The 23,219-nt window shown below is 59.4% G+C and carries 23 protein-coding genes; 13 read left to right on the forward strand and 10 right to left on the reverse strand.

The window, feature by feature from the left end:
- The first annotated feature begins 4 nt into the window (after window positions 1-4).
- Both NSJP_RS06345 and NSJP_RS19190 read left to right on the forward strand, forming a co-directional pair.
- Window positions 5-907, forward strand: a complete 903-nt coding sequence (locus tag NSJP_RS06345) for an SWIM zinc finger family protein (RefSeq protein ID WP_080886072.1) — start codon at window positions 5-7, stop codon at window positions 905-907.
- A 96-nt stretch (window positions 908-1,003) separates the two neighbouring features.
- Window positions 1,004-1,192, forward strand: coding sequence for a hypothetical protein (locus tag NSJP_RS19190; RefSeq protein WP_155969938.1), 189 nt, complete (start codon window positions 1,004-1,006; stop codon window positions 1,190-1,192).
- Between the two features lie 85 nt (window positions 1,193-1,277).
- Here the strand turns inward: NSJP_RS19190 and NSJP_RS06350 are convergent, their stop codons facing one another.
- Window positions 1,278-1,940 carry an arylesterase gene (locus tag NSJP_RS06350; RefSeq protein ID WP_080886073.1) on the reverse strand — a complete coding sequence of 221 codons (663 nt, stop codon included), beginning with the start codon at window positions 1,938-1,940 and terminating at the stop codon, window positions 1,278-1,280.
- Between the two features lie 51 nt (window positions 1,941-1,991).
- Here NSJP_RS06350 and NSJP_RS06355 point away from each other — a divergent pair, with 51 nt between their 5' ends.
- Window positions 1,992-2,669, forward strand: a complete 678-nt coding sequence (locus NSJP_RS06355; RefSeq protein WP_080886074.1) for an ABC transporter ATP-binding protein — start codon at window positions 1,992-1,994, stop codon at window positions 2,667-2,669.
- 85 nt (window positions 2,670-2,754) lie between these two features.
- Window positions 2,755-5,415 (forward strand): ABC transporter permease, encoded by a 2,661-nt coding sequence (locus NSJP_RS06360; protein ID WP_080886075.1) that lies wholly within the window; start codon window positions 2,755-2,757, stop codon window positions 5,413-5,415.
- A gap of 40 nt (window positions 5,416-5,455) precedes the next feature.
- On the opposite strand, the gene NSJP_RS06365 is transcribed toward NSJP_RS06360, so the two are convergent.
- The 9 genes from NSJP_RS06365 to NSJP_RS06405 form a co-directional block, all read right to left on the reverse strand.
- Window positions 5,456-5,815, reverse strand: coding sequence for a VOC family protein (locus tag NSJP_RS06365; protein ID WP_080886076.1), 360 nt, complete (start codon window positions 5,813-5,815; stop codon window positions 5,456-5,458).
- Window positions 5,816-5,829: 14 nt separating this feature from the next.
- On the reverse strand, window positions 5,830-8,580 hold the full coding sequence (locus NSJP_RS06370; RefSeq protein ID WP_080886077.1) for a M1 family metallopeptidase: 2,751 nt from the start codon (window positions 8,578-8,580) through the stop codon (window positions 5,830-5,832).
- Window positions 8,564-9,262: a ribose-5-phosphate isomerase RpiA gene (rpiA, locus tag NSJP_RS06375; protein WP_080886078.1), complete on the reverse strand. Its 699-nt coding sequence runs from the start codon at window positions 9,260-9,262 to the stop codon at window positions 8,564-8,566. The genes NSJP_RS06370 and rpiA overlap by 17 nt, the downstream gene beginning before the upstream one ends.
- The gene (gene glk / locus NSJP_RS06380) at window positions 9,259-10,323 is read right to left on the reverse strand and encodes a glucokinase (RefSeq protein WP_080886079.1); all 1,065 of its coding nucleotides are present in this window, start codon (window positions 10,321-10,323) and stop codon (window positions 9,259-9,261) included. Before glk ends, rpiA begins: the two co-directional genes overlap by 4 nt.
- 12 nt (window positions 10,324-10,335) lie before the next feature.
- Window positions 10,336-11,103, reverse strand: a complete 768-nt coding sequence (gene pgl / locus NSJP_RS06385) for a 6-phosphogluconolactonase (RefSeq protein WP_080886080.1) — start codon at window positions 11,101-11,103, stop codon at window positions 10,336-10,338.
- 129 nt (window positions 11,104-11,232) lie between these two features.
- On the reverse strand, window positions 11,233-11,907 hold the full coding sequence (locus tag NSJP_RS06390; RefSeq protein ID WP_080886081.1) for a hypothetical protein: 675 nt from the start codon (window positions 11,905-11,907) through the stop codon (window positions 11,233-11,235).
- A 91-nt stretch (window positions 11,908-11,998) separates the two neighbouring features.
- Window positions 11,999-12,631 carry a L,D-transpeptidase gene (locus tag NSJP_RS06395; RefSeq protein WP_080886082.1) on the reverse strand — a complete coding sequence of 211 codons (633 nt, stop codon included), beginning with the start codon at window positions 12,629-12,631 and terminating at the stop codon, window positions 11,999-12,001.
- A gap of 9 nt (window positions 12,632-12,640) precedes the next feature.
- Window positions 12,641-13,789, reverse strand: coding sequence for a L,D-transpeptidase family protein (locus NSJP_RS06400; protein ID WP_155969940.1), 1,149 nt, complete (start codon window positions 13,787-13,789; stop codon window positions 12,641-12,643).
- 14 nt (window positions 13,790-13,803) lie between these two features.
- On the reverse strand, window positions 13,804-14,418 hold the full coding sequence (locus NSJP_RS06405; protein ID WP_080886084.1) for a hypothetical protein: 615 nt from the start codon (window positions 14,416-14,418) through the stop codon (window positions 13,804-13,806).
- Window positions 14,419-14,856: 438 nt separating this feature from the next.
- On the opposite strand from NSJP_RS06405, the gene rpmH reads away from it, so the two are divergent.
- The 9 genes from rpmH to NSJP_RS06450 all read left to right on the forward strand — a co-directional run bounded on the left by rpmH (window position 14,857) and on the right by NSJP_RS06450 (window position 23,116).
- Window positions 14,857-14,994 (forward strand): 50S ribosomal protein L34, encoded by a 138-nt coding sequence (gene rpmH / locus NSJP_RS06410; RefSeq protein ID WP_080886085.1) that lies wholly within the window; start codon window positions 14,857-14,859, stop codon window positions 14,992-14,994.
- 159 nt (window positions 14,995-15,153) lie between these two features.
- Window positions 15,154-15,534, forward strand: coding sequence for a ribonuclease P protein component (gene rnpA, locus NSJP_RS06415; RefSeq protein ID WP_080886086.1), 381 nt, complete (start codon window positions 15,154-15,156; stop codon window positions 15,532-15,534).
- Window positions 15,531-15,755, forward strand: coding sequence for a membrane protein insertion efficiency factor YidD (gene yidD / locus NSJP_RS06420; protein WP_231989500.1), 225 nt, complete (start codon window positions 15,531-15,533; stop codon window positions 15,753-15,755). The genes rnpA and yidD overlap by 4 nt, the downstream gene beginning before the upstream one ends.
- A 20-nt stretch (window positions 15,756-15,775) precedes the next feature.
- Window positions 15,776-17,425, forward strand: a complete 1,650-nt coding sequence (yidC, locus tag NSJP_RS06425) for a membrane protein insertase YidC (protein ID WP_080886088.1) — start codon at window positions 15,776-15,778, stop codon at window positions 17,423-17,425.
- Between the two features lie 17 nt (window positions 17,426-17,442).
- The gene (gene mnmE, locus NSJP_RS06430) at window positions 17,443-18,861 is read left to right on the forward strand and encodes a tRNA uridine-5-carboxymethylaminomethyl(34) synthesis GTPase MnmE (RefSeq protein WP_080886089.1); all 1,419 of its coding nucleotides are present in this window, start codon (window positions 17,443-17,445) and stop codon (window positions 18,859-18,861) included.
- An 8-nt stretch (window positions 18,862-18,869) separates the two neighbouring features.
- Window positions 18,870-20,786 (forward strand): tRNA uridine-5-carboxymethylaminomethyl(34) synthesis enzyme MnmG, encoded by a 1,917-nt coding sequence (gene mnmG / locus NSJP_RS06435; RefSeq protein ID WP_080886090.1) that lies wholly within the window; start codon window positions 18,870-18,872, stop codon window positions 20,784-20,786.
- 31 nt (window positions 20,787-20,817) lie between these two features.
- Window positions 20,818-21,495, forward strand: a complete 678-nt coding sequence (gene rsmG / locus NSJP_RS06440; protein WP_155969942.1) for a 16S rRNA (guanine(527)-N(7))-methyltransferase RsmG — start codon at window positions 20,818-20,820, stop codon at window positions 21,493-21,495.
- An 18-nt stretch (window positions 21,496-21,513) separates the two neighbouring features.
- Window positions 21,514-22,290 carry a ParA family protein gene (locus tag NSJP_RS06445; RefSeq protein ID WP_080886092.1) on the forward strand — a complete coding sequence of 259 codons (777 nt, stop codon included), beginning with the start codon at window positions 21,514-21,516 and terminating at the stop codon, window positions 22,288-22,290.
- Window positions 22,268-23,116, forward strand: coding sequence for a ParB/RepB/Spo0J family partition protein (locus NSJP_RS06450; RefSeq protein ID WP_080886093.1), 849 nt, complete (start codon window positions 22,268-22,270; stop codon window positions 23,114-23,116). Before NSJP_RS06445 ends, NSJP_RS06450 begins: the two co-directional genes overlap by 23 nt.
- Window positions 23,117-23,219: the final 103 nt, after the last annotated feature.

The raw sequence follows: 23,219 nt of genomic DNA on the forward strand, positions 1-23,219 counted from the left end.
CCCCATGCGAAACAAGATCCCCTGTTCCGCCGAACGTCTGAGCCTCTTGGATCCTCCGATGATCCAGGGCGTCGTCGATCGTAACGCCTTCCACATCGGCAATCAGTATCTTTCCGAGAACCGCGTGCGGATCGTCGAGGCCGACGATTCCCAGATTTCCTCCGCCGTGATCGGCAACTCCGGGCTCTATGAACAGACGATCAAGCTGAAAGACGGGCATCTTGTGTCGCGGTGCAGTTGCTCCCTGCCTGAGGAGCCCATGTGCCGGCATTGCATCGCCGTGCTGCTCGAATATCACCGCTGGGTTCAGCCGAAGTCCCAGAGCAAAAAGGCGAAACAGCCGGCAGCGTCCCAGGCTGCCGCCCCGGAGGCCAACGGCGGCGGAACCCCGGCTGCTGCGGCTCATGGCGGTCCCGATTTGAAGCTCAGTGAGGTCATGGCGTTTATCGAATGGCTTCAGCCGGCGATGAAGGCCATTGGCGAGGGGCATTCCCTTCCTGATTCAAGCCGAGCCTCGGGTGAGATTGGCGCGTGGATTGAAACGATCCGGGGCCTCGATGAACGGCGGCGGGAGAGCGAGGAGCGCCAGTCGACGATGGAGTCGGAACGTCGCGATCGGGAGGCCTATGTGGGGCGGCTGACGCAGCAGTTGCAGACCTCGATGGCCGAAGTCCAGACTGCGCAGCAGGCGAGCCAGCAGTTGCAGCAGGAAATCTCCACGTATCAGGATATGTTTGCCAAGATCGCGGACCTCGCCTCGGAGGTCGCCGGATATGACAGCCAGATCAAATCAATTTCTGGTGAATTGTTGGCCAAGGGAGCCCAACTCGACAAGCTGGCTGCGTCTTTTCGAGAAGTGGCCTCCGCCTTGAAGACGGGGCAACGACCCGGTCCCCAGGCATCCTGAGTCCTCCCTTCCCCCGGTCCTCTCCTCTTGATCAACAAAGGGCAAGTCCTGTAGAATGCGGCTTCTTTTCCGCTCTTGACCTGAGGAGGATGGCACATGAGAAAACTAATGGCACAAGCGGGTTCGACGGCATTCGTGCTCTTGGCCGCGGCGGCACCGGTGCTGGCCAATGCTCCGGCTGGTGACGGACCACCGGACTATTCCGGGATCACCGGTATGTATTACGTATTGATCGGGATCGTTCTTGCCTACGGCGTATACGATACGTTCTTGAGAAAGAACTGATAGGTGATTGCGTAACCGCGAAGCGGGCGCCCGGTTCGGATGTCTCCAAACCGGCGTCCGTCTTTTGTTGCCTGCCACGAGATTTCTACCCCCCCTGTCTCTTCAGAATCGGCTTCAGCGACTCGAAGAGGTTGCCGACGATGATGTGGTACCCTTCCGCCGTGGGATGTATGCCGTCGGCCTGATTCAGCGCCGTGTCGCCCGCAATTCCCTCCAGAAAAAAGGGGATCAGTTTAAGACGATAACGCCGGGCCAGTGCGGGATAGATTTCTTCGAACCCTTGGGTGTATTCCTGCCCGTAGTTGGGGGGGAGCTTCATCCCGGCCAGCACGACCGTGACCGAGGCCTGCTGCAACTGCTCGACAATGAGCTCAAGATTGCGTCTGGTTTCGGCGAGGCTCAGCCCGCGCAGACCGTCGTTGCCGCCGAGTTCGAGAATGACCAGGGTCGGCCTGCTGTTGAGGATCCAACGGACGCGCCGCAGCCCGCCCGCGGTGGTGTCGCCGCTGACTCCGGCGTTGATCACACGGTATCGAAATCCGGCCTCATCCAAGCGACGCTGGAGCTGAGCCGGGTACGCGTCCGCCGCCGCCACCCCCAATCCTGACGTCAAGCTGTCTCCGAATGCCACAAGTTTTGGGCGAACATCGGCCGGCGCTTCGGCAAGGGTCGGTGCCGCTGCCGCACCGACGAGCAGGGAAGCGAGGACCATACAGCGGGCGGCAGTGGCGATGTTCAGGGAAGCCATAAGAACTTCAGTATAATAACATCGCAGCGCTCGATCTTTGGAGAACGGCTTATGATCGACATTGCTCACGTGTCTATGCGGCTGACGGCCGGAGGAAGACCGGTCGATATTCTTCACGATGTGACGTTGGAGATTCCGACCAAGCAGATGGTAGCCATCGTCGGACCGTCGGGGAGTGGAAAATCGACGTTGCTGGGGCTTATGGCGGGATTGGACCGGCCGACTTCGGGAACGATCCGGCTCAATGGTCTGGACATCACCCGTATGAAAGAGGCGGAGCTGGCGAGATACCGACGGGCGCAGATCGGCTATATCTTTCAGTCCTTTCACCTGATCCCCACGTTGACGGCGTTGGAAAACGTGCTAGTGCCCTTGGAGTTGGCCGGCACATCCGATGCCGGGGCGCGCGCAGCGGAGTTGTTGTCCGCCGTCGGTCTTGGCGATCGAGTCCATCATTACCCCGTGCAGTTATCGGGCGGGGAGCAGCAACGGGTGGCCGTGGCCAGGGCGTATGCCTGTCGGCCGGCCGCGCTGTTGGCGGACGAACCGACCGGCAATTTGGATTCGGCGACCGGACGGCACGTCATGGACCTGCTGCTCGCGCTCCAGCGGGACCATGGGACCACCCTGGTCCTGGTCACGCACGACGCGTCCATTGCCTCCTCCATGCAGCGCGTCATCACGTTGCGCGACGGACGAGTGGAGTCGGATGAAATCGTCGCCCGATGATCGCAAGGCTCCTTCGATTACGCGATGCACCGGCGGTGCGATTCTGTTGAATGCGGGGTGGTGTCCATCAAGAGGATGAAATCAGATGTTTGAACTCCGAATGGCTTGGCGGGAGACTCGCGGGGCCTGGTGGCATTTCGTCTATTTTTTCGTTTGCATCGCAGTCGGGGTCGGGGCCCTGGTCGCGGTCGGACTCTTTGCCGACCATGTGAATCGCGCGGTCACCAAGGAGGCCCGGGGACTTCTCGGTGGCGACATCGAAATCCGGTCGTCTCATCGGCTCACGGACGGCGGAGAGCGAGTGCTGGCCGACTTGGCGGGACGACGGATCGCGACCACACGCGTCAGTGAATTGGTGGCCATGGCCGTCAGTCCGTCCGCCACCGGAGCGGGGTCGCAGACGACTCAAATCGTCGAACTGAAGGCCGTCGAAGCAGCCTATCCGTTTTACGGCACGTTGAAACTGGAGCCGGAACAGCCGTTGGACCGACTGCTCCATCCGGACCGGGAAACCTGCCGTCATCCGGCCTGTTTCGGTGCGGTCGTGCAGGAGACGCTGCTGTTCCGCATGGGGCTCGGCGTGGGTGACCAGATGAAGATCGGGCAAGCCCGGTTCCTGATTACCGGCGTCGTGCGCCTTGAACCGGATCGTATGGCGAATGCGTTCAGCCTCGGTCCGCGGGTCATCATTTCCCGTCAGGGGTTGGAGGCCGCAGACCTGATCAAGCGGGGAAGCCGCGTGCGCGAACGTCATCTGCTGAAAGTGCCCGAGGGAGTCGCGCTGGAGCCGTTGCGCGCCGATTTGAAGACGCGTCTCAAGAGCGAGTCCGTGCGGGTCACCGGTTACCGCGATGCCCAACCTCAACTCAAACAGTTTCTTGCCCAGTTGTCACGATACCTAGGGCTCATCGGCCTGACCGCACTGTTCATCGGCGGAGTGGGCGTCGCGATGTCCATTCGAGCCTTCATTCGTGAAAAACTCAAGACCATCGCGATCCTCAAGTCCCTCGGCGCCGATTCCGCCGCTGTCGTGAGGATCTATCTCCTGCAGGCGCTGGGGTTGGGGATGCTCGGGAGCCTCGCAGGCATGGCGACCGGGTACGTGCTGCAGGTCGTGCTCCCGCCCCTATTGACGAATGCCGTGGCATCCGAGGTGCTTGAGCAACTCGGCGTATCTACCGGACTGTCGGTTTCGTCGATCGTGCCCCTGGTTAAGGGAGGGCTGCTGGGGTTGCTGGCCACGGTACTGTTTGCAGCGTGGCCGCTGCTGAGTATCAGGGAAATCAAGCCGGCGGTCATTCTGCGACAGGACATTGACGCAACGCCGGCTACGGAACGATCAGTTCGGGCGACCGGCATCGTCCGCTGGATGAGGCGGGAGCGTCTGAATGTATTCACCGCCGCGGCGTTGGGGGCGGGCCTGGGAGGCCTTGCGATCTGGCAAGCCGGAAGTTGGCAAATCGGTCTCCTGTTCATCGGCGGATTGACTCTGGCCGTAGCGGTCCTGTTCCTGGCGGCGAAATGTGCGCTTCACTGGCTGGCACGGTTGCCCCGGTTTCGCTCGGTGTGCCTGCGCTATGCCGTTGGGAACGTTACGCGGCCGGGGGGCGACAGTGCTGGAATGCTCATGGCCATCGGCCTGAGCGTGACGATCATCGTCACGGTGTCGCTCATCGAGAAGGCGTTGATTCGCGAAGTGGGAGAAGCCAGGCCGAACGATGCCCCGACGTTCTTTTTCATCGACATCCAGCCGGACCAGACGGAAGGATTCGTGCGACTCGTCGAAGGGCGCGCAGGCGGCGCCAAGCTGGAACTGACTCCGCTGATCCGGTCCCGGCTTCATCGCGTCGCCGGAGAGACGGTCGCGGCCGAGGAGGCGCAGGAGCAAGACGAGGATCGAGATGAAACCAAGGAGGAGCGGAGAAGGCAATGGTACGCGACGCGTGAGTATGCGCTGACCTACTTGGAGCGATTGCCGAAGGGCAACGAGGTCGTTCGAGGCCAATGGTGGACTGCGGGACAGAGCTTTCCCAAGCCCTTGGTGTCCGTCGAAGAGGAGGCGGCCAAAGCGATGGGATTGGACATTGGCTCGACGCTGGAGTTCGATATTCAGGGCACGACGGTCGCCGCCGAAGTCGCCAGCGTTCGAAAGGTGGATTGGGGAACCTTCTCGACGAATTTCTACATGATCCTGTCGCCGGGGTCGTTGGACGGAGCGCCGTTGACGTATGTCGGCACCATCCACGTGGCCCCGGCGGAGGAAATTCCGTTGCAACAGGCGGTAGTGACGGCCTTCCCCAACGTAAGCGCGATCCACGTCGGCGATGTGCTGGAGAATTTCGGCCGCGTATTGGACCGGCTGTCGCTGGCGATCCGAGCCGTGGCGTTGTTCTGCCTGGTCTCGGGCGCGCTGGTGATGGCCGCGGCGCTGGCGACGACCAGATACCGGCGGCTCTACGAAGCGGTGATTCTCAAGGCGCTGGGCGCGACGAGGGCGTTGCTCGCCGGCACGTTCGCCGTCGAATATCTTCTGCTCGGATTGATCGGCGGAGCGGTCGCGGCCTGGCTGTCGAGCGCCTTGTCGTGGCTGGTTTTGACGTATGTGTTCGAGTTGCCCTGGCGTCTGCATTGGGGCGTGCTGCTTCTGGGTGTTCTTCTCACCATGGCGCTGACCTTGAGCGTCGGCTTCCTCGCCACTTTTCGCATCTTGGGGGAGCGACCGCTATCCATCCTGCGGCACGAGTAATACGCAGTGAAGCCGGAACTGTCGCGACCGCGCGCGGTAATCAGTTCGTCGTCGCCTGATGAAGCGTCAGCGCGTTGCCTTCGGAGTCCAGAATGACCGCCATGCGACAGACGGGGGTCGTGAACGGCGCAACTTTGATGCGGACGCCTTGGTCCCTGAGCCGGGCGACGAGTCCGTCCACGTCAGCCACTTCGAACGCGATGCTCCCTCCTGCATCGGCGCTTGGGGTCACGCCTTCGGCCATGGTCGACATCGCGAACGTGCCGCCTCCCAGATCATATTCGATCCAGGCTCCTCCGAAATCACGCGACGGACGAAGCCCCAAAAGACGCTCGTAGAAGTCACGAGCCCGGGCCAGATCCTGGGCCGGATACATCGTGAATGCGATGGACTTGATCATGGAGTGCCGTCCCTTCACGTATGCGCGAGCAAGAGCTGATGAAGTTTCGAGGCATGTTGCTCTCGGAAACGCACCGTGATGCGAAGCTGTTCCAGGTATTGCTCCAAGGTTTTCCCGCCCAGGTCGATCCGTCTCGAAGAAAAGAACGCCCTGACGTCGGCCTCGAGCGCCGGGGTCGCAAGCGCCGTGATGCCTCCGCACATGCGGCGAAGCCCTTGTTTGGGAAATTGACGGTCCATTTGATCCCAGTGGGCCTTCACGAATTCCCACCCGAGCTCCTTGCCGTAGACGTTTCCCATGACGGCACTGACGATCGCGGGGGCGTCCTGAAGGCGGATCTGTCCGCTGAGCGTGCGCTCCAGTGTCCTTCGCAGCAAGTCCGGTTGGCGGAATGCCGTGAGTGAGAACAGATAGCGGCGCTCTTCCTGCGGGGTCTTGGCCGTTCGAAACCGGTCGGCGAATTCGTCGTATCGCGCGTCATCGCCGGTAAAAGCCAGGATGGAGACCAGTGCCGGGACCAGGTTGGGATCGACGGCGGCCGGATCTCGTTTGGACTCTTCGTATAGTTCCGCGGCACGTGTTTGCGTCACCGGGTCGTTGCCGAGACGGCCCATCGCTCCCACCAATTCGCTTCGCAGCTGCCGGATCAAGTCGTCTTCTCCTGGCGCCGCCGTCCATCCGACGGCCGAAAGCGCCGGGTGCACCCGCCGTCGTACAAAGGCTTGGATGGCCGGCCGCTGATCCGGCTCGATGAGCCGGTTGAGGAAGGCGAAGGAATCGAGAAGGATGGCCCAGACGTTCTTGTCTCGATCTTCCGAAAACCCGCCCGTCAGCTCAAGATAGTCGGCGAGTGATGTCAGCCCGGCGACCGTCGTGGCCCATGAGTCGTTGATCAGATTGAAGCGTTCGGTCGAAGCCAACCCCGCGAGGCCGGCCGCCAGGAGCTTACCGCGCAGCATGGGGCCGTACCGGACGCGATAGAAGCCGTGGCCCCCTTCATTGACGAGTACGGATTCCGGATCCGCCGCGATCGTCAGGCGCGTGTTCCGTTCGGTCATGAGGAGTTTCACGGTTTGGCTCTTACCCTTTGACCGCACGCGAAGCTGGATCGGCACCTGCCAGCTTGGTGCGGGCGTCGACGAGGAAGGCGAGTTCGCCGGCAGGTAGGCAAACCGTTCCTGCGTGAGCGTCAGCGTCGTCTCGCTGGTGAGCTCGGCGGTGACGAGAGGATAGCCGGGCTGGAAAATCCAGCCGTTCATCATCGCCGGCACCGGGTGTTTCGCGGCATCGCCAAGAGCTACCCACAAGTCGTTGGTGTCCGCGTTGCCGTACGCATGCCGGCGAAGGTAGTCTCGGACGCCGCTGCGAAATACGCCGGGCCCGATATGTTGTTCGAGCATCCGGAGGACGGAGGCGCCCTTTTCGTACGTCAGGACGTCGAACATGGCGTCCGCGTCCTTCGGGGCGCGAACGGGATATTCGACGGGTCTGGTGCTGAGGAGACCGTCGACGGAGAGAGCCGCGGCCCTGGAAATGCAAAAGGTATCCCACCGTTTCCATTGCGGCTTCCAGGCGTCCACCGCCATCATCTCCATGAAGGTGGCGAAGGCTTCGTTAAGCCATAGACCGTTCCACCAGGACATGGTGACGAGGTCGCCGAACCACATGTGGGCGTTTTCATGGGCGACGACGTCGGCCACGCGCTCCAACTCACCGTGCGTTCCGTTGCGTCGATCGACGAGCAATGCGGTCTCGCGAAACGTGATGGCGCCGAGGTTCTCCATGGCTCCCGACGCGAAATCGGGAATGGCCAGGAGGTCGAGTTTGTCGCCCGGATAGGGAATGCCGTAATACTCCTCGAAAAATGTGAGAGAAGCGGTGGCGATGTCTTGACCGAATGAGGCGAGCTCCTGCTTCCCCGGCACGCACCATATTCGAACTGGGGTCTTCCCGACGAACGTCGGGGCGGTGGATTCGATGTGTCCGACTATGAACGCCACCAGATACGTCGACATGGTGATCGTGTCGGCGAAGCGAACCACCTTCTTGCCCTGTTCCATTGTTTCGGACTCGACCCGGCCGTTCGACACGGCGGTCATCGCCGGATCGACGGCCAAGGTGACGGAGAAGACCGCCTTGAAGTCGGGTTCATCCCAACAGGGGAACCCGCGTCTTGCATCGGTGGCTTCAAACTGGGTTGCCGCCAGGGTTCTGACCTTGCCTGAGGCGTCCGTATAGGTGCTGCGATAGAAACCTCGAAGCTTGTCGTTGAGTGTGCCGAGGAAGGACAGTTGCAACCGCCATTGTCCGGGAGTGACGGTCTTGGGAAAGGTCAAGCGACAGCGTTCCAACGATTCTTCCAACTCGATCACGGCTTCCATCCGGTCCGTTCCGGGGCCTTCCAGACTTGCATGTTCAATGACGAGATCGGCGGCATTCAGGAGCAGTGATGTCGTGGGTTCCGACACCGACAGTGTGACGGTTTCCTGGCCCCGAAATCCGGCCGCCGCCAGATCCGGCTCAAGGCGCAAGTCGTATCTGACCGGTATGACATGGCGCGGCAGGCGGTAGGGATCGCCGCCGACGGTCGGCGTCTCATGGCTCATGGCATTCTCCTTTGGCGGTGTCATCGAGGCCGTGACATCGGCTTGTACGGAACGCGGGTGCAGGCCTGACGCAAGGGTGGCGGTGAACAGAGCGGACCCCGTCCGGGCGAGCATGCGGAACAGACCTCGTCGACCGACGAGATCACGGTCTTGTGGCATGGTAGGTTTCGACGCCCTGAGGGGTTCCGACGATCAAGACGTCGGCGCAGTCGATGAACAGGCCGGTCTCGACAATGCCCGGGATATGGTGAAGAGCGGCGTCGAGTTCGCGCGGATTGTCGATTCGAGCCATATGGGTATCCACGATCAAATTCCCGGATTCCGTTCGAAAGGGCGCACCGGCCTGTTCCCGCAGAACCACGCGGCTGCGTGTCAGCGCTTCAATAGCGCGGGCCGTGTTGCGCCAGCCGAATGAAATGACTTCGATGGGCAGCGGAAAGGTCTTTCCCAGGAACGGCACGCGTTTGGTGTAATCAATCAGCACAATGAATTGCTTGGCGGAGACGGCGACGATCTTTTCCTTCAACAGGGCCCCTCCCCCTCCTTTGATCAGGTTGAAGGAGGGATCAACCTGATCCGCGCCGTCGACGGCCACGTCGATGGGCCAATGGTCGTTGTCATCGAGCAAGACGATGCCTGACCGGTCGGCCAGCGTCGCCGTTTCTCGGGAAGTCGAGACCCCGCGCAGTTTCATGCCGGCCGCCACTTTTGTACCCAGCGCCATGATGAATTCTTTGGCGGTGGATCCCGTGCCCAGCCCCAGGACCATGCCGTCTTTCACATAGTCCAGCGCCGTCAGGGCGGCCGAGCGCTTATACGCGCTGAGATCGGTATCGCTCATGATTGAGCCAACCGTGCCGCGGTGGCGGCCGCTCCGATGAGACCGGTTCGGTCGTTCAGCACGATGTAGACGGGGATGGTGCTCATCAGACGTTTGTAGCGTCCCTTGTTCGTAAAGCCGCGCATGAACGCACCGTCGGTCAGCTTCGGCAGAAGTTTGGGAGCGATTCCGCCTCCGACATAGACACCGTTGAGGGTCATGGCCTTCAACGCGAGGTTTCCTGCTTCGGCTCCGAATATCGACGCGAACATATCGAGGGTCTGCGTGGCGATCTCCGCCTGGCCCTTTAAGCCGGCTGCGGCGATTTCCGCAGCGGGATCGCCGGCCGCGATTTTCTCCGCCAGCCAGGTCGGCTCGTTCTTTTTGGTATCGCGCACGTATTCATAGATCGCGTGAATACCGGGGCCGGACAATACGCGTTCGTAGCTCACGTGCAGATAATGGCTTCGCACATGGCGGAGCAAGTCGATTTCATTGTCGTTATTGGGTGCGAAATCCGTGTGTCCCCCCTCCGAGGGCATGGGCTGATATCGGGCGCCGTCCCAAAAGAGAATGGATTCTCCCAGTCCCGTTCCCGCGGCGATCAAGGCGATGGCCTGACGATGCGTGGGAGGGGTGCCGGCATTCAGGGTGTGGAGCTCCTCCGGGCGAAGGAGCAGAATGCCATGGGCGGTTGCTTCCAAGTCGTTCAGCAGCCGGACGGCGGGAATGTCGAAACGTTTCGCCAGGGCGTCTCCATCCAATACCCAGGGGAGATTGGTCGTTCGGCTGTAGTTTTGAATCACGGGCCCCGCAACGCCGAAACAGGCGGCGGTAATACGCGTGGGTTCGGGGGGCATGGAAGACACTGATGGCTCGCCGGATCCGGCAGTGGGAGCCGCGATCTCAAGCGGCGCCGCGGATGGGGTACGGGGAGTGAGGAATTCCTCAAGGATCTCTTCGAGGGATGCGTATTCCTTGCTGGGGAAAGATTCCGTGCGGATCGGCTCGGTGCGTTCGTCCTTCCAGTCGAAGAGCGCCAGATGGGTTTTGGTTCCTCCGATGTCCCCAGCAAGGATCATGACGGCCTCTCATCAAGTCGGCTTGTTGTGGCTTGGCAATTCGGATGCGGCCGCCTGATCCAGCATCCAGATCAGATGCCCCGGTTCCGGTGTCACAAGGGCCGCCGGCAGGGCACGATCAGCGGCGGTCTGCGGTGCCAAAATGCGGCGAACGATCTGCGCCTTCGTCGAGCCGGTGACCAGAAACAGTATCACACTCGCGCGGTTGATCACACCTAGGGTCAGGGTGAGTCGCAGAGGAATTCCCTTTGGTGATCGTCCGACGGTCACCAGACGATGGGACTCCAGCAGCGTGGTGGTGCCGGGAAACAGCGAAGCCGTGTGGCCGTCCTCTCCCAGGCCAAGAAGAACGAGATCGAGGCTTGGGATTTCCGGCTCGGTGCAGCCCACGACCGTGCGGAGTGAACGTTCATACTCGTCGGCTGCGGCGCGAGGATCGGGATTCTCGCCCGACATGCGGTGCACGTGCCCGGGAGGGATGTCCAGCGGAGCAAATAACGAGGCGCGAGCCATTCCATAATTGCTGTCGGGATGATCCGGACTGACGCATCGTTCGTCACCGAACAGAAAGACGGTGCGGTGCCAGTCCATCTCCGTCTGGCTTTTGGCCGGTTGAGCCAGCGCCTGATACAGACGCTGCGGTGTCGAGCCCCCCGAGAGTGCAAGAAGGAAGCGGCCGCGGAGTCGGATCGCTTGGCGGCCCAATTCGCGCAGCAATATCGCCGTGGCGTCTGCCCACCCGGCGTCCGGGCTGATGCGGATGTCGGGTCGCATGGTCATGGCATCTCCGACGATTGTGACCTGCCCGGTATTCCTTACGGAATCGGTGGCGTATGTCCTCCGGCGGGATAGGGACCTCGTCGAAGTATCTTATTGTCCAAAAAACGGAAAGGCAACGCCTCAGATCGCTCAGCGTGGACTCGTGCGTCGAATGATCGCAGGCATGCCGTCCGTCAATGACCAAGCAAGGGATTGGGCCTCGTTTTCGGCCAACGTGAGCGCGATGGAGGGGTCGGCTTGCGTATCGGACCGCGAGGCCAGGGCGCGAATTTGGCTATTGAGCCATTGCCACCAGCGTTTCATGCGAAGAACGCTCCACCGAACCGGAGCCTGCTCCGCGGGAGATACAACGGTCAGTGCCAGCGGAGGAGAAAACAGCAGGTCATAGGAAGCCGGCATATCGGTCAAAGAAATCGGTTCCTGCTCCGTTCCCGACGGATCGACTTTGCGCCGGGCGACCGCCGGCCGTACGGTGAGACGGAAGATTCCGGTCATCTTCTCCTGAGAGTCTGCGGACCATTCCATGATCGGAAGGCGATGGAGTTCCACGCCGCGGGCTTTGAGAACGACGGCTTTGGCGGCAAGATCGATCAAAAGATAGGTCTGTGGCCGGGCAGCCAGTTTGACTTCCTCGACCAGCGTACGCGTCGCTTCGTGCAGGGCGGCCGGATCGTTCATGTTCACGTCGAACGGATTCTCGAATTCGGCCGCCCAAGCGAGGTGCGGCGTCGTGATGCACCAGACCATCAGCAGGAGGACGATTGCGCATTCCCAGGCTCGCGGTGCCCTGTGAAGATTCGACATACCTAACGGTCGAGCAGATTTCATCGGGCCGGTATGGGAGACTGGTGTGGAGCGGGCAATGAATGAGAAGGCCGGGTGGTTCCGCACTCGGCTAGAAGATCATGATCGGCGTGCCGACGCGCGCAAGTTGGTAGACGCTCTTCAAATCGTCGTCGTTCAGCCGGATGCAGCCATGCGTCACGTTCTTTCCCAGGAGCCTCGGGTAGAGCGTGCCATGGATGAAGTAGCCTTTTCCGAAACCCAGTGCGTACGCGCCAAGCACGCCGGGTTCCACTCGATCGGCCTGGCTGATAGGAACGGCCAGGCCCTCTTCGACGAAGGCCCAGTCTGGTCTGACCCAGACGGGATTCACCAGCTTGGATTGAACAGAAAATTCGCCTCGTGGCGTATCGAAGATCCATTGGCCGGCGGTTTCACCGGGCTTGTCGAGAATCGTGCCGCTTCCCGTCGAAGCAATGGCGTCCAACATGATCCGATCGCGGCGTTTGATGAACAAGTGGTTTCTCGCGGTGTCCACGACGATGTACGGACGGCTTGGAGTCAGTTGCGTGAGTTGTCGCGTCAAGGATCTATAGCGGGTTTGCAGGGCAAGCAGCGCGGCCGGATCACTGATGGTCGGGGATGCATCAGAGCGCTCCGGCTCGATCCGTAGGGTGCTGTGCGCTAGGCTGAGCAGGAGGAAAGCGACGAAACCTGAGGCGAGGAGCGATCGGCCTTGCTTCATGGAATGCCACTATATTTCATTCGCATGGCTGCGGAGGTCGGCCAGCACAAGGGCCACGGAGTTTTGCTCGTCGAGCGCGCCGACGATGGTCACCGGGGTGCCCTTGTCGACCCGGTTGAACAGCCATGCCATTTGCGGGTTTTCGAGCATGACGCAGCCCAGTGACGCCGCCATGAGCTCATTTTGTGTGCCATGAATCTCAATTTGACCGCCGATGCCGCGCGAATCGGGAATGTGTCCGGTTTTACGGTCCAGAAGAAACCGCCGCCGATCTTCGGCATTGGGATAGTCCAGTACCAGTGCGCGGAAGAACTGCGTGTGGCCTTGCCCGCGTTTCGTCGTCACGCGGTAGCGGCCCTCGGGGGTGGCGCCATCCCCCTGGTAACGTTTTTCGCGGATGCCGTTGAAGCCGAGACGGACCGAGTATGAGAGCACCGGCTGCCCGTTTCTATAGAGGATGAGACGGCGGTCCGCCTTGCTGACGACGATGGCGGAGGTGCGGTGCGTGCGCGACCAGTCCACGGTTTCCTTGACCATCTGCTGCCAGCGGGCAATGCGTTCGCGATTGGCGTAGTGGCCGAGTTCGCTATTCAACAACGAGGCTTGCGTCGCCAGTCTTTGGGCGGCCTGGTCCGAGGCCGCGAGCGAGTGAGCATACTCCCCCTGTTGGTAAAACGAGCGGGCTTGCTTGAGCAGCAACTCCGTTTCCACCGGATTACGGCCGAGGACCAAGCGGCTGTCGATCGCGCCGACTTTCCGGGCGAGGGCGCGTGCACGGTCTTCTGCGCGCAAGAGCTGTTGCTCGGCCGCGTGCCGGAGCGATTCTCGCTGCTCGGCCAATCGACTGACGGCTTGAAGCCCCTCCTCATGCAACCCGCGTAGCGCGGATTCCAAGTCGTTCGGTTCCCAAGGCCACTGAATCGTGTCGTCTTCGGCTTCGACGCGGGCCTTGAGAATCATCCACTGTTGGGTGAACCGCGCATACTCGTCCGGGGCGATCTCCGAAGCGCGCAATCGGACCAGATCGCGATCGACGGAAGCGACCGCTTGCACAGCCTCTTCAGGGACGGTCTTCACACAACCGGTCAGCAGACAAGACAGGACCAAGGCCGCCATGCTCGACCGAAGAAGCCCGCTTGTATGAAACCCTGTCGCCACGACGCAATGTCCCCTTATTTTTTCTTGGTTCGCACGGGTTTGGCTTTCCCGATCTTCGCGAGCGCCGTCTCGACTTCGTGAGATAGCGCCTGGCTCTTTTCCTGAATGGCCTTGGCTTTGGTCTGAGCCGTCAGGTAGTCCGACTTGTCGATCATCATCTGGACGTCGTTGAGCGAGGCCTTTAAGGCCTCCGCGTCGGTCTTGATCGACTCAAGGGCGGCGCGGTCCTTACCGGCCGGGGCTGCGGCGATCAGATCGGCGGCATGCTTGACGGCGTCTGCTGCGGCGTGATGAGCCTGAACGGCGGCCATCTTGGCTTCTTCCATTTTCTTGAGCGAGTCGGTTTTGACTCGTTCGGCATCCGTCTTGACCGTGGCGACCAACTGATCGACTTTTCCGTAATCCCGGAACAAGGCAAACTTGGCTTCCTGGTCCGCCACTTCCTTCCTGATGGCGGCCATGCCGCCTTCGAGCTTGGCATACTCGTCTGCGATATACGTGGCCGCGCCGCTCTGTTGAGCATCCTTGATCGCCTGCTCGGCCGAAGTGATTTGGTCGGCGGGGGGTTGGGCGCAGCCGCCGAGGAGCAGAACATATAGGATGACGAAACCTGTCCATGGCTTGACCATGAGCTCTCCTCCTTCAGTCACCGATAGCGTTCGGTGGATCGTGCAGGATTCTTCCGTGTAAGCGGTGCGAACGATGTCGTATGTATGCGGGGCAAATACAAGAATGTTCGCAAAGGCAGTGCCACCGTATGGTCCATGAGAAATCGCCGTCTTGCTTGAAAACATTGGCGATTGCCGCTGTCGAGGCAATCGGTTTGACGGCACTCTGGGGCAGTCTAGCGTAGTCGGGTGGAAAGGTCTACAAAATCGCCTCAATTTGACCGGCTTTTCAATGGCTTACTGGTATGCCTCCATAACAAGCATGCCTAGCATCCATGATGAGCGGACTGGAAGGATTGGGCGCGAGCGACTGAGGCGACGCGGTTTGACAGGTACGAGACCCCTACCTATAATGCACCGTTCGTTTGCAAATGATCGAAGGATCCAAGGAGTACTAGGATGTCATTTACCTTTCAACAGCCGTCAAATTTGAAGAAGAAGCGTGAGCACGGGTTCCGCAAACGTATGTCGACCAAGAACGGTCGCAAGGTATTGGCTCGCCGTCGTGCCAAGGGGCGGGCTCGATTGACCGTGTAGCTGAAGATCCGGCCAGGATACCGCCGAGCATCGCGAGCACCCGTTGTCCTCCGTTCATTCCCTCATTCGGGAAGTTTCTCCCCAGCATGGTTCGGTGCGGTCACGCTCAGCCTTGTAGACCGGGGCAGCCTGGGCGGGTGCTGCGCAGGGTGTGTCGGCATGACAGGGATCAGACGAGAAAGGCGTGAACGATTTCTTCGCGCCAGTCGTGACATCAATTACGTCAAGCAGCACGGGCGTCGTCTGTCGACGAGCCTGTTCAATCTGCTGATTTGCAAGATCGAAGGGACGAAAACCCGCGTCGGGATCGTCGTCGGGAGGCGGTTTGGACCGGCGGTGCGGCGGAATCGAGCCAAACGTCTGTTCCGTGAGCTGACGAGGCACGCGTCCGAACACTTGGTGGAAGGCTACGCGCTCCTGGTATTTCCGAAGCGCGAAGTTCTGGAATTGCCATTTGAACGTTTGAGGGCGATATGGTGTTCGACGCTCAGTCGACAAAGACTCTTTCGCAGCGAGGCCGAGGCGTCACGACCTGTGTGAAGGACGGAATACGAGCGCTCTGTCTCGCTGCACTCGCCGGGTATCGCTACGGGATTTCTCCATGGCTGGGGCCCGCCTGTCGTTTTGAACCGACGTGTTCCGCCTATGCGTCCGAGGCCATCACCCGGTTCGGTGTGGGGCGCGGGGCGGCGTTGACGGTGTGTCGTCTCTTGAAATGCCATCCCTTTCATCCCGGGGGACATGATCCGGTAAAGGATTAGCGCGGAGTTACGGAAGGCTCATGGAAAAGCGCGTCGTCATATTTCTTATTCTGTCGATTGCCGTGATCCTCAGCTATGACTGGCTGCTCAAGGAGTTTGGATGGCTGCCGCCATCCGCCTCCGTTCAGGAGGAACCGGTCGACAATGCGCCGACCCGGCAATCCGCGGAGCCCGGGCCCTTAAGCGCTCCGGTTCGCGGCAATCCCGAGGTTGATGTCGCCGTGGCAAAAGCGGACCCTGTGCCTGCGACGGCCGACGGTAAACTGACGGTCGAGACGGACGTTCTGCGTGTCGTGCTCGGCGCGCGAGGCGGCACAATCTCCAGTTGGCAACTGAAGCACTATCGCAGTGCGCCGACCGAGGAGAAATGGGTGGAACTGGTCCACCAGAACGGGAAGTTCCGGGGCCCTCTCGCGGTCGTGCTGGCGGACGCCACGGCGGACAAGGCCGTGCGCGAGGGAGTGTTCTCCCTGGACAGTGATTTCGTGAAATTGGATGCCTCCCACCCGGAAGGCCATGTGACGCTGCGGTTCCATGACGCGGCGACCGGGTTGATGGTCCAGAAGCAGCTGACCTTTCACTTCGGCGGCTATGAAGTGGACGTGGTTGTGACGGTACAGGGGGCCACCGAGCCGTATGAAGTGGTCTTGGGGACGAATTTCGGTATCGTCGAATGGGGCGACGGCATGATCGGCTCGATCGGTCCCGCCTCCCTGGTGGATGGCAAGGTCGAAAAGGAGACACCGGACGCGCAACTGGAGCGGAAAGGATCGGTGCAGTGGGTCGCGCTGCAGGACAAGTATTTCATCGGCGTCTTGATGCCGCAACGCGGGACGACGGCCTTGGCGAGGAAGGAAAGCGACAAGGTGGTCTCCGCAAGCGTGAAGACGGCGGCGATCGGAGATGGAACGGCTAATCGGCTCAGGCTTTATGCAGGCCCCAAGGAATACGACACGCTTCGTTCGTTGAACGTCGGTCTGGAAGACACGATCGATTTCGGATGGTTCATATTCGGAAGCTGGAGCGTCGTCAAGGCCGTCGCGAAACCGATTTTTTATGTCCTGCGCTTCATCAACGAGTACACCCACAATTACGGGGTCACCATTATTCTGCTCACGATGGGCATCAAGCTGTTATTCGTGCCCTTGCAGTACAAGAGCTACAAGTCCATGAAGCAGATGCAGGTGATCCAGCCGAAAGTCTTGGCGGTTCAGGAAAAATTCAAAGACGATCGGGACCGGTTGAACAAGGAGTTGATCAAGCTCTATCGTGATCACAAGGTGAACCCCGTCGGGGGATGCCTGCCGATGGTGCTGCAAATGCCGGTCTTCGTCGCGCTGTTCAATATCTTGTACATGACCATCGATCTGCGGCAGGCCCCCTTCTTTGGATGGATCACGGATCTGTCGGTGCAGGATCCGTACTACGTGCTGCCGATCATCATGGGCGCGACGATGGTGCTTCAGCAGAAAATCACCCCGACGACCATGGATCCGACGCAAGCGAAGATCATGCTCATGCTCCCGGCATTTATGACCTTCTTGTTCATCAATTTTCCCGCTGGATTGGTCCTCTATTGGTTGACGAACAACGTTCTGACCATCACGCAACAGATCGTGACCGACCGTCTGTTCTTCGCGAAGCCTCTGGTAGTTGAGCCGGCGAAATAATCTCGTCTTCGGTGATCATGCGCGGATCGCTCGATGACACAATCTGCGCGGTCGCGACCCCGGTTGGCGAAGGGGGCGTCGGGATCGTCCGGCTGAGCGGGCCTGACGTGCTTCGGATCGCCGGCGTGGTGGTTCGGTTACGCTCCGGCCGGCTGCTGGGGGCAGCGGCCACCCATTCATTACTTCTTGCCGATGTGGTGCCTCCCGCGTCGATGACGATCCATGAAATGGACTCGCAGGCGAGTCCGATGCGGTTTCTTGACGAAGCCCTGGTGGTATACATGAAGGGGCCGCGATCGTTCACGGGTGAGGACGTCGTCGAAATCCAATCACATGGAGGAGGATTGATTCTGTCCTTGATCTGCCAGGCTTGCGTCGAAGCTGGCGCGCGGCTTGCTGAGCCGGGTGAATTTACGAAAAGGGCATTTCTGAACGGACGCGTAGATCTGTCGCAGGCCGAGGCCGTATTGGATACGGTGCGTGCCAGGTCGGCCGCAAGCCTACACGTCGCGCAGCGACAGTTGCGAGGCGCGCTGGCTAGAGAAGTCGAATCGATCCGTACGGCACTGCTGGGATTGCTGGCCCATGTCGAGGCGGGAATTGATTTTGTCGAGGAAGACATCAGTTTCGTCACCGGGGAGGAACTTCGTCGCACGATCCAAGATGCCATACTCATGATCCGGAGGCTTTCCCGGTCTTTTCGAATGGGGAAAGTTTTGCGGGAGGGAGCTCGGGTGGTCATCCTGGGGCGACCGAACGTGGGGAAGTCGAGCTTGTTGAACCAGTTATTGCGGGAGGATCGGGCTATTGTCACAGCGACCCCGGGGACCACACGGGATGTGATCGAGGAGTCTATCGATCTGGAGGGTGTGCGTATCCATTTGGTAGACACAGCTGGTCTTCGAGAGACCGAAGATCCCGTGGAATTGGAAGGGATCCGTCGCACGAAACTCGCGCAGCAAGAGGCGGACCTCGCGTTAGTGGTGTTGGACGGGAGCCAGGCTCTTACCGACGAGGACCGGCAGGTGATGGACGCTGTGCGAGAGAGGCCTCGGATCATCGTGGTGAATAAGGGGGATCTTTCCCCTGTCGTTCGAGTTGAGGAGCTAGCCTCTCATAGCCTGATTTGTCCGGTATCTGCTGCGACCGGCGCGGGGTTGGATCGCTTGAGGACGGAGCTTCGCGGGCAATTGATGTCCGGCGGAGGCGATGCCGCCGAGGCGGTAATCGTCACCAATGTGCGGCACCAAGCGGCGTTGCAACGGGCCGCGCAGGCTGCGAACCAGGCGTTGGAGTCGCTCGGTCAGGGGGCGGCCGTTGAATTGATCGCCGATGATTTGCGGGCAACGGCGGAGGCATTGGGGGAGATCACGGGGACGATCACGACCGACGAGATTCTTGAGCGCGTGTTTGCGGAGTTCTGCATCGGCAAATAGGAAGGAACATGGATCAGCGGGAGTTCGAGATCATTGTGGTGGGAGGCGGTCATGCCGGGTGTGAGGCCGCATTGGCCGCGGCTCGGATGGGTGCACGGACACTCCTATTGACCATGGACCCGCAGCGCATCGCGCAGATGTCCTGCAATCCTGCGATCGGCGGCATTGCCAAGGGGCACCTCGTGAAGGAGATCGATGCATTGGGAGGCGAGATGGCCAGAAACACCGACCTGGCCGGTATTCAATTTCGCTTCATCAACACGAGCAAGGGGCCGGCAGTGCGGGCGTTACGAGCGCAGTGCGACAAAGGGCTATATCGGGAGGCCATGCGGGCGACCTTGGACCGCCAGCGTGGATTGACCGTCGGTGAAGGAACGGTCGATCGGGTGCTGACCAGCGGCGGCAAAGTCACCGGCATCGTGACGCAATCCGGCGAGCGCCTGGGCACCGGGGCGGTCCTCCTGACATCAGGCACGTTCCTTAAGGGCCTGATCCATATCGGCTTGCAACATTTTACGGCCGGGCGGGCGGGCGAAGCATCGGCGGAACATTTGTCCGACTGCATGAGAGACTTTGGCTTTGAAGTGGGTCGATTGAAAACCGGTACGCCGCCACGATTGGATAGGAATACTATTGATTTTTCCGTGATGATTCCTCAGCCCGGAGACCAGCCGCCTCCGCCATTCTCATATCGGACTGATCAAATACGGACCCCGCAGCGGGATTGCCACCTGACGCACACGAATGATCGTACGCACGACATTATTCGAAAAAATCTGGATCGGTCACCGCTTTACTCAGGTGTGATTGAATCTGCAGGACCACGGTATTGCCCGTCGATCGAAGACAAAGTGGTCCGGTTTGCCGATAAGCAGCGGCATCAGGTCTTCATCGAACCTGAAGGCCTGGAAACCAGAGAGTTTTATCCCAATGGCATCTCGACCAGCCTACCTGTCGATGTACAAGCGGCAATGCTCAAGACCATTCCTGGCTTGGAGCAGGCCATCATGCTCAAGCCTGGTTATGCGATCGAATACGATTATTTCCCGCCACGGCAGCTGCATCCGACCTTGGAAACCAAGCTGGTTGAGGGGCTGTACCATGCGGGACAAATCAATGGAACGTCCGGATATGAAGAAGCAGCCGCCCAAGGGTTGATGGCCGGCATCAATGCCGTTTTGAAGCTGCGAGGGAACCCTCCGTTGGTTCTCGATCGATCGAAGGCCTATATTGGGGTTCTGATCGATGATTTAATTACCAAGGATGCTCGAGAACCCTATCGCATGTTTACCTCGCGCGCCGAGTATCGCCTCCTGCTTCGCCATGGGAATGCCGATCTTCGCTTGACCGAGGAAGGTCAGAAGATTGGCCTGATTTCAGAAGGGATCTTCGCCCGTTTTCTCCGCAAGCAAAAGGCAATTTCCCATGAAATCGATAGGTTAGAGAGCCTTCGCCTCAATCCAACGGAAGATGTTCGGTTACGTCTAGCTAAGGCCGGTATTGCAGACCTTTCCAATACATCGACCCTGGCACAATTGCTGAGACGACAGGGAGTGAGTTATGAGGCATTACTGGAAAGCCTGGATATTGATCGACAGGACGATGCTGAGATTATTGAAGAAGTCCAGATTCAGATTAAGTATGCCGGGTATATTACGCGCCAGCTTCAACAGATTGCCCGATTAAGTCGATTCGAAAGCAAATCGATTCCCCTGTCGTTCCCATATGATCAGGTTCCCGGCTTCTCCAAAGAAGTCCGGGAAAAGCTGCAAAAGGTCCGGCCCGAGTCAATTGGTCAGGCTTCCAGGATTTCCGGGGTTACTCCTGCGGCTATCTCTCTCCTTCTCGTCGCACTAGAGAAACATAAAAGGCAAAGCCCATCTTTCGTTCCCGTTTCAGCTCAGAAAGCGGATATTCAGTCTTGACCTGTCGGACTGGTTCACGTAAGTGTTCCACGTGGAACATGAAGGGGACTTGGAGAGGTTTCTCATTCACTCTGCCGAAAAAATGGGTATTGCGTTGACGGGAATTCAGTCGGCGCAGTTCATGCGGTATCTGTCTCAACTCCTACACTGGAATCGGACGATCAATCTTACAAGCATCTCGAATCCGCGAGAAATCGTGATCAAGCACTTCATCGATTCACTCATTCCAATATCTACAATCCCATTTCCTCATCAAGCTCAATTGGTTGATGTCGGGACTGGCGCGGGGTTCCCTGGAATTCCTTTGAAGATTGTCCGATCCGATCTACGGGTCAAATTAATTGAGCCCAACAAGAAGAAATGCTCATTTCTGTCTGCGCTGATCGGGACACTCAAGCTGGCAGATGTTGAGGTTTTTTCTGGGACGATTCAGGAGTATGCGGCGCGATCCGATGCTTCTGCACAGGTCATTACTGCGAGAGCGCTTCGCCTGGATGAGATGCAACCGGAATTAGTATCGCTGGCTCTTCCTGCCGGTAAGATCGTGCTCTACCGAACGGAGCCCCTGGCTTTACCGGACCTTCCCGCTGAATTGGCGATTGAGACGCAACAGAAATTTGAGTTGCCCGAAGATGCAGGAGAACGGGTGATTACAGTTCTCTCGGCGGAAAATAAACCAGGCTGTTCCACGTGGAACAGTCAATCATGATGGGCGAGAACGAGATCGATGGCTAAGACAATTGCTGTAGCCAATCAGAAGGGTGGTGTCGGAAAGACCACCACTTCCGTCAATCTTGCTGCAGGCATTGCTCTGCAAGGTAAGCAAGTCTTACTGGTGGATATGGATCCCCAAGGTAATGCCACGAGTGGTCTCGGTCTCGATCCGAGATCGCTTCAGAATAATATATATAACTGTTTGATTAATAAAGATAATATTGATGAAGTGTTGAAGAAGACCGAGATCGGCGACCTTTACGTTCTTCCTTCGAACCCCGATCTGGCAGGCGCTGAAATCGAACTGGTCAACATGGATGAGCGCGAGCGCCGGCTTTGGCATGTGCTTCGTACGATTGAAGACCGGTTTGACTATGTGTTCTTAGATTGTCCGCCCGCGCTCGGCATCTTGACGGTGAATGCCTTGTGCGCCGCCCGCTCGGTCTTGATTCCGGTGCAATGCGAGTACTATGCGATGGAAGGATTGACTCGGTTGATCGACAGCATCGAGCGAGTGCGCCATTCACTCAATCCCGAGTTGACGATCGAGGGGATCGTCTTGACAATGTACGACGTGAGGAATACGTTGGCGCGGCAAGTTTCCGATCAGGTTCGGGCACACTTTACCGACAAGGTCTATCAGACAACGATTCCTCGGAACGTCACGCTTGCAGAAGCCCCGAGCTATGGTCGTCCCGTCTTGTTGTACAACATGGCGTCGACCGGCGCTCAGTCCTATCTCTCTCTCGCCAAGGAGTTTCTCGGTCATGGAGAAAAAAGCCCTGGGTAGGGGTCTGGAGGCGCTCCTTCCCTCCAATAAGCCGGTTTCCGTACCGGACGCGGCCGACCTGCAGCACCTTCGGGTGGATGCGATCGTTCCCAATCGATATCAACCCAGGCAGACCTTCTCGCCGGAGGAACTCGACGAACTGGCTGCCTCGCTCAAGCAAAGCGGGCTGCTGCAGCCGATCCTCGTCCGGCGCAAGGGGGATGGGATGTATGAGCTGATCTCGGGAGAGCGCCGGTGGCGGGCTTCCAAAGCCGCCGGACTGGAAACCATTCAGGCCGTTGTCCGGAACTGCAGCGATGAAGAGTCCATGGTCCTGGCCCTGGTGGAAAATCTCCAGCGCGAGGACCTCAATCCATTGGAAATGGCCAAGGCCTATCACCGTATGGTCGTGGAATTCGGCCTGACCCAGGAAGTGATTGCCCAGCGGGTCGGTTGCGAACGGTCTTCCATCGCCAACATCGTCCGGCTGCTCAACCTTCCCCAGGAGGTGCAGCAGCTCATCGAGACCGATCAGCTTTCGCTCGGGCATGCCAAGGTCATTCTAGGACTGTCGAGCCCCGCCGAGCAGCAACGGATCGCTCAGCTCATCGCGGCACGCGGCCTCTCGGTTCGGGAAACCGAAAAACTCGTGGAATCCGCCCTCGGCGAGAAGAAGCGCAAGATCAAAGAGGTGAGGCGATCTCCGCTGTCGGACGTCGAGCACCGTTTGGAAAAGCGGTTGGGCACCAAGGTGACGATTGCCAATGGGAAACGCGGCGGGAAAATCGTCATTCACTATTTTTCTCCGGCCGAGCTCGACGGGATTCTGGAGAATATTCTGCAGTGACCGCACGGGATTCAGCGCCAACGCTCTGTAGCGATCGAGAGAAACGGCATATTAGTTGCCAAATCAGATAACTGATGGCACTGTCTGTCCAGATCTCCGAGCG

It is taken from the genome of Nitrospira japonica (genome assembly GCF_900169565.1).
Taxonomy (GTDB): domain Bacteria; phylum Nitrospirota; class Nitrospiria; order Nitrospirales; family Nitrospiraceae; genus Nitrospira_C; species Nitrospira_C japonica_A.